This is a genomic window from Pradoshia eiseniae (assembly GCF_002946355.1).
Classification (GTDB): domain Bacteria; phylum Bacillota; class Bacilli; order Bacillales; family Pradoshiaceae; genus Pradoshia; species Pradoshia eiseniae.
Genome location: NZ_PKOZ01000003.1, coordinates 170,501 through 186,996, shown reverse-complemented (window position 1 = coordinate 186,996; position 16,496 = coordinate 170,501). Strand labels below are relative to the sequence as shown.

At 41.6% G+C, this 16,496-nt stretch carries 13 protein-coding genes and 1 pseudogene; 10 read left to right on the top strand and 4 right to left on the bottom strand.

The window, feature by feature from the left end:
• Positions 1-74 precede the first annotated feature (74 nt).
• From miaB to CYL18_RS07840, 4 genes are all read left to right on the top strand, one after another.
• On the top strand, positions 75-1,622 hold the full coding sequence (gene miaB, locus CYL18_RS07855; protein WP_104848936.1) for a tRNA (N6-isopentenyl adenosine(37)-C2)-methylthiotransferase MiaB: 1,548 nt from the start codon (positions 75-77) through the stop codon (positions 1,620-1,622).
• Positions 1,623-2,054 carry a RicAFT regulatory complex protein RicA family protein gene (locus tag CYL18_RS07850; protein ID WP_104848935.1) on the top strand — a complete coding sequence of 144 codons (432 nt, stop codon included), beginning with the start codon at positions 1,623-1,625 and terminating at the stop codon, positions 2,052-2,054.
• A 132-nt stretch (positions 2,055-2,186) separates the two neighbouring features.
• The gene (locus CYL18_RS07845) at positions 2,187-3,398 is read left to right on the top strand and encodes a phospholipase D-like domain-containing protein (protein ID WP_104848934.1); all 1,212 of its coding nucleotides are present in this window, start codon (positions 2,187-2,189) and stop codon (positions 3,396-3,398) included.
• 88 nt (positions 3,399-3,486) lie between these two features.
• On the top strand, positions 3,487-4,479 hold the full coding sequence (locus CYL18_RS07840; RefSeq protein ID WP_104848933.1) for a Gfo/Idh/MocA family protein: 993 nt from the start codon (positions 3,487-3,489) through the stop codon (positions 4,477-4,479).
• Positions 4,480-4,563: 84 nt separating this feature from the next.
• Here CYL18_RS07840 and CYL18_RS07835 read toward each other — a convergent pair whose 3' ends face one another.
• The gene (locus CYL18_RS07835; protein WP_104848932.1) at positions 4,564-5,358 is read right to left on the bottom strand and encodes a TPM domain-containing protein; all 795 of its coding nucleotides are present in this window, start codon (positions 5,356-5,358) and stop codon (positions 4,564-4,566) included.
• The gene (locus CYL18_RS07830) at positions 5,355-5,927 is read right to left on the bottom strand and encodes a LemA family protein (protein WP_104848931.1); all 573 of its coding nucleotides are present in this window, start codon (positions 5,925-5,927) and stop codon (positions 5,355-5,357) included. The genes CYL18_RS07835 and CYL18_RS07830 overlap by 4 nt, the downstream gene beginning before the upstream one ends.
• A 181-nt stretch (positions 5,928-6,108) precedes the next feature.
• On the opposite strand from CYL18_RS07830, the gene CYL18_RS07825 reads away from it, so the two are divergent.
• Entirely contained in the window at positions 6,109-6,825 is a 717-nt protein-coding gene (locus tag CYL18_RS07825; protein ID WP_104848930.1) for a tryptophan-rich sensory protein, read from the top strand.
• 160 nt (positions 6,826-6,985) lie between these two features.
• Here CYL18_RS07825 and CYL18_RS07820 read toward each other — a convergent pair whose 3' ends face one another.
• Both CYL18_RS07820 and CYL18_RS07815 read right to left on the bottom strand, forming a co-directional pair.
• The gene (locus CYL18_RS07820) at positions 6,986-8,257 is read right to left on the bottom strand and encodes an MFS transporter (protein WP_104848929.1); all 1,272 of its coding nucleotides are present in this window, start codon (positions 8,255-8,257) and stop codon (positions 6,986-6,988) included.
• Between the two features lie 1,058 nt (positions 8,258-9,315).
• A complete protein-coding gene (locus CYL18_RS07815; protein ID WP_104848928.1) occupies positions 9,316-10,143 on the bottom strand; it encodes an STAS domain-containing protein in 828 nt (275 codons plus the stop codon).
• 463 nt (positions 10,144-10,606) lie between these two features.
• Here CYL18_RS07815 and ppc point away from each other — a divergent pair, with 463 nt between their 5' ends.
• The 5 genes and pseudogenes from ppc to fabG all read left to right on the top strand — a co-directional run bounded on the left by ppc (position 10,607) and on the right by fabG (position 16,485).
• Complete coding sequence (gene ppc / locus CYL18_RS07810) at positions 10,607-13,357, top strand: phosphoenolpyruvate carboxylase (protein WP_104848927.1); 2,751 nt, start codon at positions 10,607-10,609, stop codon at positions 13,355-13,357.
• Positions 13,358-13,714: 357 nt separating this feature from the next.
• Positions 13,715-14,196 (top strand): annotated as a pseudogene (locus CYL18_RS19700) (competence protein ComK).
• Positions 14,197-14,470: 274 nt separating this feature from the next.
• Positions 14,471-14,734, top strand: coding sequence for a DUF2187 family protein (locus CYL18_RS07795; protein ID WP_236636321.1), 264 nt, complete (start codon positions 14,471-14,473; stop codon positions 14,732-14,734).
• A 312-nt stretch (positions 14,735-15,046) separates the two neighbouring features.
• Positions 15,047-15,580, top strand: coding sequence for a ferritin family protein (locus CYL18_RS07790; RefSeq protein ID WP_104848924.1), 534 nt, complete (start codon positions 15,047-15,049; stop codon positions 15,578-15,580).
• A 140-nt stretch (positions 15,581-15,720) separates the two neighbouring features.
• Positions 15,721-16,485: a 3-oxoacyl-ACP reductase FabG gene (gene fabG / locus CYL18_RS07785; RefSeq protein WP_104849073.1), complete on the top strand. Its 765-nt coding sequence runs from the start codon at positions 15,721-15,723 to the stop codon at positions 16,483-16,485.
• The last annotated feature ends 11 nt before the right edge of the window (positions 16,486-16,496 follow it).

Genomic DNA, 16,496 nt, shown 5'->3' with positions numbered 1-16,496 from the left:
ATGTAAACTTACCTATTACCAATCCCGTGGAATTTTTTCCATAAATGATGAAATTGGATAGAAAGGGGATTTTTATGAACGAACAGCAACGATTAGATTCGGCCGCTGCTAAATCTGAAAAGAAACCTGATAAGGATTACAGCAAATATTTTGAAGCTGTCTATATGCCCCCTTCCTTGAAGGATGCAAAGAAGCGTGGAAAAGAAGCGATTAGCTATCACCAAGATTTTAACATTAATGAAAAATACAAAGGTATGGGTGAAGGACGTAAATTCTATATCCGTACATATGGCTGCCAAATGAATGAGCACGATACGGAAGTCATGTCCGGAATTTTGATGGCTTTAGGTTATAAGCCGACTGATAAGGTGGATGATGCGAATGTCATTCTTTTGAACACATGCGCCATCCGAGAGAATGCCGAAAACAAAGTGTTCGGGGAACTTGGCCATCTGAAAAGCCTGAAGAGAAGCAAGCCCGACCTGCTGCTTGGGGTTTGTGGATGTATGTCTCAGGAGGAGTCCGTCGTCAATAAGATTCTTAAGAAGCATGCTTTTGTTGATATGATTTTCGGCACGCACAATATTCACCGGTTGCCAGAGATCCTGATGGATGCCTATATGTCCAAGGAAATGGTTATCGAGGTTTGGTCGAAGGAAGGTGACATTATTGAGAATCTTCCGAAGGTGCGAAAAGGCAATATTAAAGCATGGGTCAATATCATGTATGGCTGTGATAAATTCTGTACCTATTGTATTGTTCCATACACGCGGGGCAAGGAGCGCAGCCGCAGACCGGAGGATATTATTCAAGAAATCCGCGGTCTGGCAGCGCAAGGCTATCAGGAAATCACCTTACTTGGCCAAAACGTGAATGCGTACGGGAAGGATTTTGAAGACCGTCATTATCGTTTAGGCGATTTGATGGAGGAAATCCGCAAGATTGATATCCCGCGCATCCGCTTTACAACAAGTCACCCTCGAGACTTTGATGATCATCTGATCGAGGTGCTTGCTAAAGGCGGCAATATGATGGACCATATTCACTTGCCTGTTCAATCCGGCAATAACGAAGTGCTGAAAATCATGGCACGTAAATATACACGTGAACAATATTTAGAGCTCGTCAGGAAAATTAAGGCGGCCATTCCGAATGTCACCTTAACGACGGATATCATTGTCGGTTATCCGAACGAAACGGATGAGCAGTTTGAAGAAACGCTCTCCCTTTATAAGGAAGTCGAATATGATTTGGCGTATACATTTATCTATTCTCCGCGGGAGGGTACTCCAGCAGCGAAGATGAAGGATAATGTGCCGATGGAAGTGAAGAAAGAGCGGCTTCAGCGCTTGAATGCGGTTGTGAATGAAATGGCGCTTAAAAAGAACCAGCTATATAAAGGGCAAATCCTGGATGTGCTTGTTGAAGGGGAAAGCAAGAATAATCCAGATGTGCTTGCTGGCTATACAACGAAGAATAAGCTAGTTAACTTTGCAGGTCCAAAATCAGCTATCGGCAAGATTGTCAAAGTGAAGATTACAGATGCAAAGACCTGGTCGTTAAACGGTGAGATGGTACAAGAGATGGATTTGGAGAAAAAAGGGGAAAAGGTGGGCGTATAAATGGAGAAATTCACGAAAGAACAAATTATTGATAAGGCAAAAGATTTGGCCAGAATGATTTCTGATACAGAAGAGGTAGACTTCTTTAAAAGAGCGGAAGCACAAATAAACAGTAATCAAACTGTCGCTGAGCTAATGTCTGTCATTAAGGGACTGCAAAAGCAAGCGGTCAACTTCCAGCATTACGGAAAAACAGAAGCCTTGAAAAAAACGGAGGAGAAATTGGCGAAAGTCGAAAGGGAACTTGATGAAATTCCGATCGTCCAAGAATTTAAGCAATCACAAATTGAAGTAAACGATATGCTGCAAATGGTTGCTACCGTTATTTCAAATACTGTTACCGATGAGATTATTAAATCTACAGAAGGTGACCTCCTTCATGGAAAAACGGGCTCTAAGCTAAAAAGTGAAGAAGGCAGCCACAGCTGCTAAACAATAGAAATCCAGGTGGGTACATAAACCTTCTGGATTTCTTTTTTTCTGTTTTGTATTACCAAGTACACCAATAAAAGTGTATCTCTTGTTACATACTAACAAGAAATAAAGACTTGATAGGAGTATGGTATGTTCAAGAAATTTATATACACGGTCTTATGGGCGCTTGGAATCTTGCTAGTATTTTTTGGCCTGCTCTTAACGTGGATTCATCAGGATATTAGAAATGGTCGAGAAGCCGCTAAGGAGGACAGCAAGCCGGTTGTCTATCCCATCAGGCAAAGTGAATTCAAGCTATATACGGATTGGGATACCTTTTATCCTCGTTTTGCAAAGGATATAGAGAATGCAAAGGAATATGTGTATATCCACTTCTTTTCAATTGGCAGCGGGAAAGCAAGCCGCCAATATTTTGATTTATTGAAAAGAAAAGCGAAGGAGGGGGTCCAGGTTTACTATTCAGTAGACCGTGCCGGATCTCTAAAAGGAAATCGCCAATGGTTTAAAGAGCTCGAGAAGGCAGGTGTCCATGTCACCTATAGCAACGAACCTCATTTTCCGCATATATGGTATACCATTCAGCATCGGAATCATCGCCGAATCGCCATCTTGGACGGGAAGGTCGCTTATACGGGCGGAATGAATGTTGGGGAAAAGTATACGAAGTCTAGCTGGCATGATTATCAGCTGAGGATGACAGGAGAGGGCATACAGGATTTTGAGAAGCAATTTTGCCATGATTGGAAACACAACACAGGCCAATCTCCTCCTATTCATACTGCCAGAGCTGGGTCAGGAACCACTTCTCATTATTTAAAATCATACTCAAGCGGATATGAGGTGGTGGATGATCTTATAGAAGCGTTTGATGCGGCTGAGGAAGATATTATCATTGCTACCCCATATTTTATTCCTGATAATGAACGCTTCATGGATTCTTTAAAGGCTGCGAAAAAGCGCGGAGTGGAAATAACGATTATGTGGCCGAAGCATTCTGATGGGCTTATGCTCACCCAAGCAGCCTATCCATTTGTGAAGGAGGCTCTCAAAAATGGAATGAAGGTGTATCAGTATGAGAAGGGGATTTTTCATGGGAAGCTTGTGATGATTGACCGTAAGTATCCTATTATAGGAACGGTAAACATCGATTCACGCTCTTTCCGCCTAAATGATGAAATGACACTATTCATGGATGAATCTCCCTTTAGCGATATAATGATGAAGCAAGTGGAGAAAGATCTTGATGATTCTTCTAGAATTACATTGGATTATTTCGAAAAACTTTCCACAAAAGATAAAATTTTAATGAAAATTGCCAAATATGCACATTATTACTTATAATAGACATAACCACAAGAGCGAGCACCTGCAAAAGGAATCTCGCTCTTTTTTTATAGCGATTTTATACCAGCTTGAAGGGAGCCAGGAAATGAGTAAAGTAAATTGGGGAATTTTAAGTACAGCTAACATCGGGCAAACACAGGTTATTCCGGCTATCAACCGTTCCACGCTGGGGGAGGCATTGGCCATCTCAAGCTCAAGCGGGAGGGCAAAGGAGGCGGCCGATAAACTGGGCATTCCAAAGGTTTATGATTCTTATGAAGACTTGCTCGGTGATGAAGAGATTGATGCGGTTTATATTCCGCTGCCGAACCATCTTCACGCAAAATGGGTAATGGAGGCTGCAAAAGCGGGTAAGCATGTTCTCGTTGAAAAGCCTGCTTCATTAACAGCGCATGAAATGAAGGAAATGCAGGAGGTGTGCAGCCGTCATGGAGTCCTTTTTATGGAGGCTTTTATGTACCAATTCCATGCCCAGCATAAACGTGTGAAGGATATTATAAAAACAGGCGAGATTGGTGAAGTGAACTATATGTATGCGAGTCATTCCTTCTTCCTGGATGATGATGGAGATAATATCCGTTTATCCGCTGAAAAGGGAGGAGGCGCATTGTATGATGTCGGCTGTTATAATATACATGCCATTCGCCATATATTGCAGGCAGAACCGGCAGAGGTGAAGGCTTTTTCCAAGCTAGATCCAAAGTTTAAAGTGGATATGACAACAACCGGACATCTTTGGATGGACAATGGGATCCAAGCGATGTTTGATTGCAGCTTCCAGATGAAATCGAGGGATGAATATAGGGTGTCTGGAAGCAAGGGAGAAATTATTTGTCAGCATGCCTATCGTCCCGACCGGAAAGGCCATAAGGGGACATTGATTATCAGGACGGAGGGGGAGACAAGAAAAGAGATTATCACCTGTGACCAATATCTCATGCAGGTTGAACATTTTGCAGAGTGCATACTTGAAGGGAAACAGCCGCTATATACAGGCGTTGATACTCTGCAGAACATGAGGGTTATTGATGCCTGCTATGAATCCATTCAGTCTGATAAAACAGTCAAGCTTCCTTAATGGGGCAATGCTATCTGATTTACTAAAAACAGGTGGGAACTCTTCCGAATGAAGGGTCCCGCCTGTTCATATTTACATAGAATCTTACCATCCGCGAGAAGCGCCGCCCCCGCCGGATGAGCCGCCGCCCCCTCCGCGAGGACCGCCTCCTCCTCTGCCGCCGCTTCTTGCAATGCTAGAGAGGATATGGAGTAGCATATACGTAAATGTACCTCCGAAGAAGGACATATCAATGATGATGAACACAATGACAATAGCCGCAATCAATATCTTTTTCCAAGCAGCCATTCCGCCATCTTGCTCTGAGCTGCCAGATTCATTCGGTATTCCTGAGCCGATGTTGGAATCTTCCGTTTCATCAAGTCCATATTCTGCTGCAACCTCTTTGAATAATTGCTTGTATGTAAGAATGATGGCTTCATCTGGCTGGCCATTCTTCCAATAGGGCATCGTGTATTCATCGAGGATGCGGCCGACCTTGCCATCTGGCAGCGCTCCCTCTAGCCCATAGCCGACTTCAATCCTGGCTGATTTATCAGCATCATTTTGCTCAAATGCCATGAGAAGAAGTACGCCATTCTCAAGCTCCTTATCACCCAGTCCATATTTTCGGAAAGCTTCAAGCGCATATTCCTCCGGTGAGGAACCATCTAATGAATCTACGGTCAAAACAGCGATTTGCGCCTTTGTCTGGTCTTCAAGTTTCCTTCCTAGCCCATTCAGTTCCTGCTTTTGCTGATTGGATAAAACCCCCGCGAAATCTTGAACATAAATATCTCCTTTTGGCTCTGGGACTTCAGCGTGAGCGCTATTCCCTGCAAAGCTTGAAGCAATGATTGCTAGAAGACTTAGAATCAGGAATAATCTTTGGCGCATCATTCTGTACCAAAATCAACTGTCGGCGGTTGGTCGGCACCGGCAGAAGAACGGAAATATTCCTTTTCATCGAAATTAAACATGGCAGCAATCATAGAACCTGGGAAACGCTTCACCTTTTTGTTATAGCCGGCTACTTGCTCGTTATAATCCTTGCGGGCTACGGCAATGCGATTTTCTGTGCCGGCAAGTTCATCCATTAATTGCTGATAATTTTGGTTTGCCTTCAGGTCGGGATAGTTTTCAACGACGACGAGCAAGCGATTTAAAGCACCGGTTAATTCGTCATTGGCGGTTGCCTGGTCTGCAGGGGTATTCGCATTCGCGAGATTTGCCCGTGCGTCCGTTACATCCTTTATGACTGATTCCTCATGAGAAGCATAGCCTTTGACGGTGTTGACTAAGTTGGGAATCAAGTCAGCTCTCCTTTGCAGCTGCGTCTCAATCTGAGAATACGATTGGTCCACATCCTCTTCAGCTGAAACAAAGCTGTTATAGTTTGACGCGAACATGGCAATTAAAATTCCGACAATGGCAATGCCGCTGATGAGAATAATAGTTCCTCTTTTCATATACAGACACTCCTTTCTTCTTATAAGCTATATACCGTTTTACTTTGCGAAAGGTTTCACCTCACCATTTTACCCTGAAAGAAGCCAAAACAACCTTCCTTGCGGCTGGTGTTCTATATTGTTTAATTTTGGCATAGATAGGGGATAGGATTCTTAAAATATATAAAGAAGGGGAAGCTTGATGAATAAAAAAATCTTGAATACGATTTTCTTCCTGCTGGTCATTATCACAAACGCACTCGCCAATATATTGCCGATTAACGGGAAGACAACAGGGGAAATATCCAATCAAATCAATGTATTAATTACACCGGCAGGATATGCCTTTTCCATTTGGTCTCTCATTTATTTGCTGATTGGAATTTGGATTATCAGACAGTTCGTCGGTGACAGGGGAGACTCCGCTGTTTATACACAGACAAGCACGTGGTTTATCTTAAGCAGCTTGTTCAATGTAAGCTGGATTATTGTGTGGCATTATGAACTATTCGCCCTAAGTGTCGTGGTTATGCTCCTGTATTTAGTCAGTCTCATTATGCTGTATAGGAAATTGACCGAGGCTGGAGCTTCTTTCTTTGAGAAAGCTCCCTTCTCCATTAATCTTGGCTGGATCAGCGTGGCTACCATTGTCAATATTGCCTATGTACTGAAAGTGAATGGCTGGGATGGCTTTGGCTTGACTGATGAAATCTGGACCGTAATCATGCTTATCGTTGGGGCTGCTCTTGCCGTTTTATTCAGGATAAAGGAAGAGAATTTCCTGTATCCGCTCGTGTTTGTTTGGGCCTATATCGCAATTGGGGTCAAGAATTATGGAGAAACAGATTTTGCTGCTTATACAGCCTTTGTCTTTGCCGCTATCATTTTGGCGGCTGACCTCATCCCTTGGAGAAAATGAGCTAAGAAGTGAATGGGAGCGGGAAAAAGGCAATTGAAGAGAAAAGAAAAAGGTTATAAAATAGGCTGGTCAATCTTCCTGAGGGAGATGGAATCAGTCTTTTTCTAATCGAATTGGATTGAAAAAAACAGCACCCAAGCGAAGGGCGCTGCTGCAGGACTTATATGGAAACAGCCTTGATTTCCTTTTTTATGTAAAGGCGATACATGATGAGATAAATAATCGCTGAAGCAAAGGCAACGAAAGCCAAAATATAAGTCGTCTCTCTAGAACCAATAAGACCCGCTAAAGTGATTGAGAGCGGAGCGAGCACCCGGCCAATGCTGAAACGAAGCTGGGCAGCTGAGAAATACATGGCCCGCTGGTGTGTTGGCGCAATCGTTGAGACGAAATTTTGGGCAATGCCGACGGTCATCAGTTCAGCGAGGCTGAAGATTATAATGCTAAGGATATACATCCATGGGTAAGGGAATAACCCCATTAATAAAATGGATAACCCATATAGGATGGAGGATCCGGCAAATACATATTTTTCAGGATAGGTCATCATCCATTTTGTCACAAGTACTGTACATAGAGCGACAATGCCTCCGTTAACGGCTACAACGAGTCCAAACAGCTCCGTTGCATTCAAGGTGAGGTCAAAATTTCCTATGGATAATAGGCGTGCCTCATCTACTGTCTCTGTAATATGAATAGGAATAAATAAATCCAGCTGCATGAATGTTTGGGAAACAAGAATTCCGGCCAGGATGAAAAGCAATAGCACCCGATCGGTAAAAATGACCCTGTAATCGGCAAACTGTCCTTTAATAACCTCCTTGAAGGTTATTGGTTTTTTCGTTACAGCTGTGCCTTCAGGTATGGTTTCATGGGAGAATAGGAACAGCAGCAGGAATAAAAGCGCTGACCCGCATGTTACGACAACCAATAGCCAGAAGCGGTGGTTTGTGAAGAAAATAGCACCGATTATAGGTCCAAGGACAACCGCTATATTCATCATCATATAGAAGACAGAAAATACATAGCTTCTATCCTTAGACTCTACCACATCTGCTACCATTGCTTGTGCGGCCGGCTGGTAAATATTCGAGAATAAGCTCGCAATCGTAAAGCCGATAAACCCAATCATGGCTGAATCGATTCCTGGATGGCTCGCTGCCGCAAAAATTCCATAGCCAAGAAATTCACCGGCAATAGCGATGAGCATCATTCTTCTCCTTCCGAAATGATCGGCAAAAAAGCCCCCAAATAAGCCGCATGCTACCGCGATGATTTGTGAAAGCATTAAGAGAGCGCTCGCAGTAGTCACACCCATTTTTTCAGCAAAATAAATCGCCAGGAAAGGAAAAACCGTCCAAAAGGCGATTTGCACAAATGCTTCGCCAAGTAAGCGGATTTTCAGGTTAATATCCCAATCTCTAATTCTCATATGTCTTACTCCTTCGGATGCTCATTAAGATTAAGCGAGTGCTTGAATAGCTATTCTGATCATTTCCAAACAATATCTTTATTCTTCTATAATACTTCTTCTTTATGAAAATTCAAATTTATTTTCCGAATAAAAAAGACCCCTTAACAGAGGTCTTAGACTGAAGAGAAAATGAGGCCGGGACATAACTTATAAACAATCCTGAAAGACGAACAATACCTAAATAAATCATAATAGCTTTTGTTTTTTCTTAATGAGTTTCATTGGAGAAAAGTCCGTTGCATTGCGCTACAGCCACTCGCTTTCCGCGGGGAGGAAGCAGAGCCTCCTCGGCTACGCCTGCGGGGTCTCAGCCTTTCCTCTACTTCCCGCAGGAGTCGAGTAGCTTTCGCTCCATTCCACTAGTGATGAATAATGAGATGCAAAATAAACAAATGTATTGAATACAACTTAAAAGGCCAACGATTAGACGTAATATATATTAATATATTCCTTAATAGTCAGGAGTTATCTTTGACTGAAATACTTCAAGATCCTAAGTTGAGGACAACGGGATTTATACTGGGGCAACTCGTTCAGCCAAATAGGCATCTTCGGCTAATGAGTAAATGAAGGAGAAATCAATGGCGGCTTCCACTTTTCAGACCAGATGGTTCTCAGGGACCAGTTTATCTAATGTAATCATTTCTAATCGTTCGAGGTTTTTAGGGGTATATTTGGTTAACATGTCATCATCACCTTCGATAAGATCGTTAACTCTATAATACCAAAATGAGGAAGTTTTGGCTTTGTGATTGCTGTTTTTATGAAGCGCAGACACCTATTTTCGGCAGAATGGGCGAGACTCCTGTGGGAGAAGGAGGCAGGCTGATGACAGCTCTTGCCGAAGGCGAGCTGGCGAAAGCAGCTCCCCCCACGGTTCGCTGAGTCCATTCTGCCGAAAATAGCTTTCAGTCCATAATGGGTGCGAGAGTATAAAAAAACTGTAGACCAAACCTTTATGGGATTTTGTCTACAGTCTGAGACCCCTTAACAGAGGTCTTAAATAAGAATGCTGGCTATATAGCTGTGAGGCTGATTCCAGAGTTACGAAGGGCCTGCTTTAAGGTGCTTGCCGTGGAAAATTGGCTTAGATCAATGCCGGATTGGACGGTATAAAGGGCCACTTCAGGCTTCATGCCGGAGATTGTAACGGAGATGCCCAGCATGCTGAGCATCTTGGTCAGTTTAGAAAGCTGTTCAGCGATAAAAGCATCCATGAGAGGGACTCCTGACATATCAATGAAAAGACGATTCACATCTAAGCTGATGCATTGCCGAGGAACAGCACTTAGAATAAATTCAAAGCGATTAGCATCCATCTGCCCGGTTAAAGGAAGAATTCCTATGTTCCCGATGAGTGGAATAACAGTGGTGCTTATTTCATTAATAAGATTTTGCTGCTTGGATAATTGCGTGTTTTTAGCTTTATCCATCTGGTCAATAAAGAGAGAGAAGAGACGGTCAAACCCTTCATTAATAACCCGAAGCCAATGACAGGCTAATTCGGGCTTTATGGAAGTTTCTTGACTCAGGATAAATTGTTCAATATATAGGGAATAAATTTGACGATAATTTGTCAGTAGATCAGCCAAATAGGATACAGAAAAATTAAGGTATAAATTGCTTTTGACTACCGCTAGCCACTCGTTTAAATGGGATTCAAAAAAGTGAGAGCTGTCCAACAATCGACTCGTGATGGTTTTGGTTGTAATGATTGGGATTTCTTTTGAAACATCCATAGAACGGCCTTCGTGGCTTATTTGTACGTTTGTCATATCTTTAATAATGGAATCATTGTTCTCTTTTAAAAAGTCATACAGCTGGATATCTGTTAATGGTCTCATTTTATTTCCCCAATTCTAAATTTGATCTCGCTATGGACGTCGATATGTTTAGTGTAACGTACCATTGAGAAATTAGTAACTTACAAATAATTCTAAAAATCTGTTAATAGTAACTAAATATGTAGGCAGAGGTCGAAAAAAATCAAAGGATGCTTGTTCATTTAGATTTATATCAAATAAAACTGAAGAAAATATAAACAATTATAGTCTTAATACATCTTTAGAAGTGTTTTTGCCTATAGATTAAAATTAAACATTGTTCACATATATTTAATTGATTATTTCCATATGTCGAAAAATTTTGGTAAAATATAACGGAATAAAGGGTAAAAATTTGTGAGAATACCAGATTTTGATTAGAATAATAGAGAGTGTTGGTATTCTTTGTTAATTGTGAGAAGGATGGATAATAAAGACTGAATATTCAGAACAACACGATTTATTAGGGACGAGGAGGGTTTTAATGGTAACAAAGCAGGATACAAGTTTGCCCCTTCGCAAGGAAGTTAAGATGCTCGGCAATATTTTAGGGGAAATCTTAATTTACCAAGGCGGGAATGAACTATTTGATACAGTTGAACGAATCAGAATCATGTGCAAGTCCCTTCGCCTTCATGTCGAGGATGAGACATATCATGAATTGAAAAGAGAAATAGCTTCTTTGTCACCTGATATGAGAATGCAGGTTATCAGGGCATTTTCCGTTTATTTTCATTTGATTAATGCGGCTGAACAGAATCACCGGATACGCCGCCGCCGAGACTATCAATTAAACACGGATAATGAGCAGCCTGGATCCATTGAACAGGCCATTCAATCTATGAAGGATAAACAAATATCCGGTGAAATCATCCAGGATGTGCTAAAGCGTTTATCTTTGGATTTAATTATCACTGCCCATCCAACCGAAGCAACAAAGAGGTCCATTCTAGAAATACAGAAAAGGATAGCCAATCTGCTTATTCGCTTAGATAGCCCTCTATTAACAAATAAGGAAAGAAAAAATATTGAAGAAAGCTTATATAATGAAATTACGACTTTATGGCATACCGATGAACTAAGGGACAGAAAGCCTACAGTCATTGATGAAGTGCGCAATGGTCTCTATTATTTTGATAAAATCTTTTTTGATGTCCTACCCGACATTCATCAAGAGGTGGAAGAAAGCCTGAATAAACATTATTCCGAGGATGACTGGAACGTGCCTACATTCCTTCGCTTCGGTTCCTGGATTGGCGGGGATAGAGATGGCAATCCGTTCGTAACGTCGGATGTTACGTGGGAAACATTGATACGCCATCGGTCACTCGTCTTAAAGAAGTATGAAAAGGGATTAATTGAATTAATGAAGCGTTTATCTCACTCCAATGCGCGAACAAAGATTAGTGAATCTGTTCTTCAAGCAGTAGAACACGGCGAGAAGAACTATATCACAGCCGACAAGAGATGGCCTGTACATAATGAGGTATACCGGCGAATGCTCGCGGTTATGATTGAGCGTCTGCGCATGGTTGGAGATAAAAACAAAGGATATGGTAAATCCAGTCAATTGCTGGACGATTTATTGATGATTAAAGACAGTATTTATGGGCATCATCCTAAAGCACATGAATTAAAACTTCTGCAGAAGCTTATCCGTCAGGTTCAATTATTCGGATTCCATCTTGGAACGCTGGATATAAGGAATCATAGTGAAGAGCATTCTGCCGCCTTGGCAGAAATCTTGAAGAAGGTGAATGTGGAGAAGGATTACCAAGGCCTATCAGAAGAGAAGAAAATGGCGATTCTTAATAATTTGCTTACCGACCCCCGTCCTATAGTCCTCGATCGTGAGGAATATAGTGAGGAAACAAGGGAAATGATTGAGGTTTTCGATTTAATTAAAAGGGCACACAAAGAATTTGGAAAGGAATCGATCCGTGTCTATATTGTCAGTATGACAAGGTCGGCAAGTGATTTACTTGAGGTGCTGCTTCTAGCAAAAGAGGCAGGATTATATAGACTCCATGCCGATGGCACGGTCGAGAGCGACTTGAACGTAGCGCCTTTACTTGAGACCATTGAGGACCTGTCCAATGGCCCAGCAATTCTTGAGACCTTGCTCGATATGCCGGTTTACCGAAATCATTTGCAGCTCTTGAATAATCAGCAAGAAATTATGCTTGGTTATTCAGATGGAAGCAAGGATGGCGGAACGCTAACGGCGAACTGGAAACTGTACAAGGCTCAAATCGAGTTACATGATATGGCGAAGGAATATGGTGTTTCAACGAAGTTCTTTCATGGAAGAGGCGGCTCACTTGGAAGAGGAGGCGGCCCTCTGAGCAGGAGCCTCTTATCCCAGCCTCTTGAGACGCTTGGAGATGGGGTGAAGATTACAGAGCAGGGAGAAGTGCTATCTTCCCGATATCTTATTAAAGAAATTGCCTCTCGCTCACTAGAGCAAGCAGCTTCAACCTTGATTGAAACAGCTGCGAATGTTTCAAAGCGTTCTGAACAAGGCCATTTCCGCGATCCGGCATGGGTAAAGATCATGGAAGATGTATCGGCTGTTTCCTACAAGAAATATCAATCTCTTGTATTTAAAGATGAAGGATTCCTGACGTACTTTAACCAGGCTACTCCGCTGAAGGAAATCGGGGAGCTCAATATCGGCTCTCGTCCAATGGCCAGGAAGAATAGCGATAAATTCGAGAATTTACGAGCTATTCCATGGGTATTTGCCTGGACACAAAGCAGACAATTATTCCCGGCATGGTATGCTGCTGGCTCTGGTTTAAAGTGGTACATCGATCAGGCGGATAGTCATATATATACCTTGAGAGAAATGTATAAAGATTGGCCTTTCTTCCGTTCGACAATAGATAACTTGCAGATGGCGCTGATGAAGGCTGATTTAAAGACTGCCAAGGAATATGCAGCCTTAGTACGCGATCATGAAATTGGTTCAAGAATCTTTACTAATATAGTGGAAGAATACAATCTTACTAAGCAGGTGCTTCTCGAAATCACAGAGGATGTGGAGCTGCTGGAACAAACGCCAAATATCAAGGATTCTGTTCATCGCAGAAACCCATATGTCGACCCGCTTAATTTCATACAGGTTCACTTAATTCATGAATTAAGGGAAAAGGACGGGAGAGACACTGAATTGCTCATTCAAGTCCTGCATACAATTAATGGAATAGCAGCTGGCTTACGTAATACTGGGTGAGTAATAGTTCAAGATTAACCGGGATAGAGAATCTTTAAGATTCTCTATCTTTTTTAATGGCTCTTATCGTATAGAAGCTCGCTTCCGAGGGAGATTTCAACATTACGAAACGGGACCTTTCAATAGATAATATTTTAGATAAAAGCTATTCGTAATAAAAAGCAAAGGAAAAAATTGGATAATTCTGAAATTTAATGTATAATATTGGAAGGGTGGGTTTAAAGTCCTATTTTTAGGAAGAGGGTGAGTAGGATAAATGGATGATTAATAGTAGAGAGATATACGGATGCAATATGAATTAAACTGCTACGAGTTACCAATAATACTGTTTATAAGAGTGACAATTTTGCTGAGTAGGTGGATATAGTGAATGCATATATAAATAATTACATAGGGGCTGGCACTCAAGCCCTATACCCGGTATTTGATAATGGATATCCGTTAACGAAGATCTTTTCAGTCAGCGGCGAATCAATCATACAAATGCCTACTATCCAAATTATTAAGGAAAGTATCATTCGTTATGGTTCTAATTATGATGGTGCAGTAAAAAGCGCAAACACCATTTAGGCGGAAGCTATGCGCTCCCCTTGCAGATAAGTGGTCAATATGAGATTTACATGTTTCCGACGAAAGCTTGCCTGCATGCAGAATGTGTGTGGATAGCTCTTGAACATTATAAAGGATGCGAGCGAGTAGACGGTTTGCATACACGCATTTATTTATCCCATGATACTTCGATTATTGTTGAATGTAAGACCACCTTGTTGATGCATCGCTATAACAAGGCCTTAACCTTAAAGAATAAGATTGATAATTTTCTCATGAGCATGAAATAATGATTAACAACAACCCGTCAAATTCATTTGACGGGTTTTCGTTTTCTCATAAGATAATATGTTACTATATAAGTATTCAGAATTTTCATAACACACTTTACCCATTGCCATAAAAATGAGTAATATGGCTCTGTTTTTTGAAAACTTAATTGATTCTCAATACTAAATGTGATAAATTTATGTATAAAGTTATAATTTACACTTTTTTAAATATTTTTATGGTATAAAAGTCATGTAATCGTAAACAAATACGGTCATTAGGAGGAGAAAGGTAATGGAGAAAGGGCAACTCAATAAAGATTTACTCGCAAATATGGCGAATATTGGTGATTTGGTGGAGTTTAAGCGAAGGAATCTGCAAATCATTGGCAAGGTTTCTCTAGTGAAGGAACTATCCTGTATCGTAGATATAGACACAGATGTGGCGACCTATTTTGACTATGAGACTCCTAAGACAGTTGTTCGCCACGGTAATTATAAGATTATCTCCAATCCTGAAAGCATCTATGACAGTAAATTAAGCCAGGCAGAATTTTAATACATAATGGAAATAGGCAAGATTGCATACATAATACTTAGGAGTAATGATTCAATGTGCGGCAGAACCGTGATTATGCCCAAAAGAATGATTTTGGGCTAGCAAGCCATGCTATCATATGAATAGTTAAACCCCTATTTTTTGCACCTAGTGAAAACTGGGTGTTTTTTTATGAACATAAATCGTCTAGTAGGATTTTATAGGTCACTTGGAGAAATAAACACAAAGCTGTCTCATCTTGTATAAGCGCTTTATCGGGAGATTCCTATTTTTAAGATAACGCGGTAACAGGAGGGGAGAGGCATTAGCGAATTGAATACGCTGCTAAGTGATACCTATAAGCAGGTTTTTCATGTTATTCTGCCGGAAGCAATGGAGCGATTGATCACGGACCAATCGCCAGAAGCGATCGCTGACGCTTCTACTGTTTATAATATGTTCGTTGAAGGTGTTCTGGCCGAGACTGGCTACTTTTCCTTTTACAAATCATTGGAAGAGTCAGGGATTATGCCTGGCTTGCTGGAGGGCATCGGGAACTTGAAGCGGGATGAGTCCAGGCATATAGGATATGAGACCTTCCTTTTACAAAGATTGATTTGTGAGCATCCACATCTTCTCGATGATGTCATCATGAAGAGAATGGCTGTGATGGCGCCTTTAGCTCTGCGAATCGTAGAAGAAGGATTTGTCGATGGAGATTTAGATGCATTTGGAGCGGAACCGGATGAAGTCATGAATTTCGCCCTGAAACAATTGCAGGTCAGGATGGATGTGCTAAGTCGGGCAAAGGGCAAGAAGCTTGATGAAATTTATTCAGCAAGTAATCATGATTTATCCCTTATATGAAAAGCAGGTCAGCGGGTCACTCTGCTGACCCGGCTTGCCTATGACGTCCAATGGTTTTGTTAATTCAGCAAAGAGGAAGGAGAATGGAAGCTTTTTGTCGAAATAGTAAGCGATTACATGAAGGGATGGAGGCTTATTTCATGAGTGAACGGTTCAACGGAAGAGTAGCAGTGATTACAGGAGGAAGCAGAGGTATCGGCAAAGCGATAGCCGAACAGTTTGCTTCGGAGAAAGCGAAAGTAGTCGTGCTGGATGTGAATGAGGAAGCTTTGGCGGCATGCACAGAGGATTTTCGCTCAAAAGGCTACGAGATATTTGCAAGGAAAGCGGATGTCACTTCCTCTATTGAGGTAAATGAAGCGGTAGAAGAAGTGATTTCGCAATACGGCCATATAGATATCCTTGTCAATAATGCTGGAGTCATCCGTGATAATCTCCTTTATAAGATGGAAGATGCAGACTGGGAAATGGTGATGGATGTTCATTTAAAAGGCTCCTTTTATATGACAAGAGCGGTTCAAGCTCATATGGTTAAACAGAAATATGGGAGAATCATTAATATTTCGTCTACCTCAGCACTTGGGAACCGTGGTCAAGTCAATTATTCAGCGGCGAAGGCCGGACTGCAAGGCTTCACGAAAACATTGGCTATTGAATTAGGAAGGTATGGGATAACGGCTAATTCCGTAGCACCTGGTTTTATTGAAACAGATATGACGAAAGCAACCGCCGAGAGAATCGGTATCACATTTGAACAATTGATTGAAGCAAGTGTCTCTGTCATTCCTGTTGGCAGAAGCGGGAAGCCGGAGGATATCGCAAATGCCGTAGCATTCTTTGCGGATGAAAAATCATCATTTATCAGCGGACAAGTACTATATGTAGCCGGAGGTCCGAAAAATTAAGGAGGATTGTC

Coding starts and splice junctions, on each gene's coding strand:
- CYL18_RS07815 (WP_104848928.1), bottom strand. CDS start 10,143: ATGAGACCATTAACAGATATCCAGCTGTATGACTTTTTAAAAGAGAAC.
- CYL18_RS07820 (WP_104848929.1), bottom strand. CDS start 8,257: ATGAGAATTAGAGATTGGGATATTAACCTGAAAATCCGCTTACTTGGC.
- CYL18_RS07845 (WP_104848934.1), top strand. CDS start 2,187: ATGTTCAAGAAATTTATATACACGGTCTTATGGGCGCTTGGAATCTTG.
- CYL18_RS07830 (WP_104848931.1), bottom strand. CDS start 5,927: ATGAAAAGAGGAACTATTATTCTCATCAGCGGCATTGCCATTGTCGGA.
- CYL18_RS07840 (WP_104848933.1), top strand. CDS start 3,487: ATGAGTAAAGTAAATTGGGGAATTTTAAGTACAGCTAACATCGGGCAA.
- CYL18_RS07795 (WP_236636321.1), top strand. CDS start 14,471: ATGGAGAAAGGGCAACTCAATAAAGATTTACTCGCAAATATGGCGAAT.
- CYL18_RS07850 (WP_104848935.1), top strand. CDS start 1,623: ATGGAGAAATTCACGAAAGAACAAATTATTGATAAGGCAAAAGATTTG.
- ppc (WP_104848927.1), top strand. CDS start 10,607: ATGGTAACAAAGCAGGATACAAGTTTGCCCCTTCGCAAGGAAGTTAAG.
- fabG (WP_104849073.1), top strand. CDS start 15,721: ATGAGTGAACGGTTCAACGGAAGAGTAGCAGTGATTACAGGAGGAAGC.
- CYL18_RS07825 (WP_104848930.1), top strand. CDS start 6,109: ATGAATAAAAAAATCTTGAATACGATTTTCTTCCTGCTGGTCATTATC.
- CYL18_RS07835 (WP_104848932.1), bottom strand. CDS start 5,358: ATGATGCGCCAAAGATTATTCCTGATTCTAAGTCTTCTAGCAATCATT.
- miaB (WP_104848936.1), top strand. CDS start 75: ATGAACGAACAGCAACGATTAGATTCGGCCGCTGCTAAATCTGAAAAG.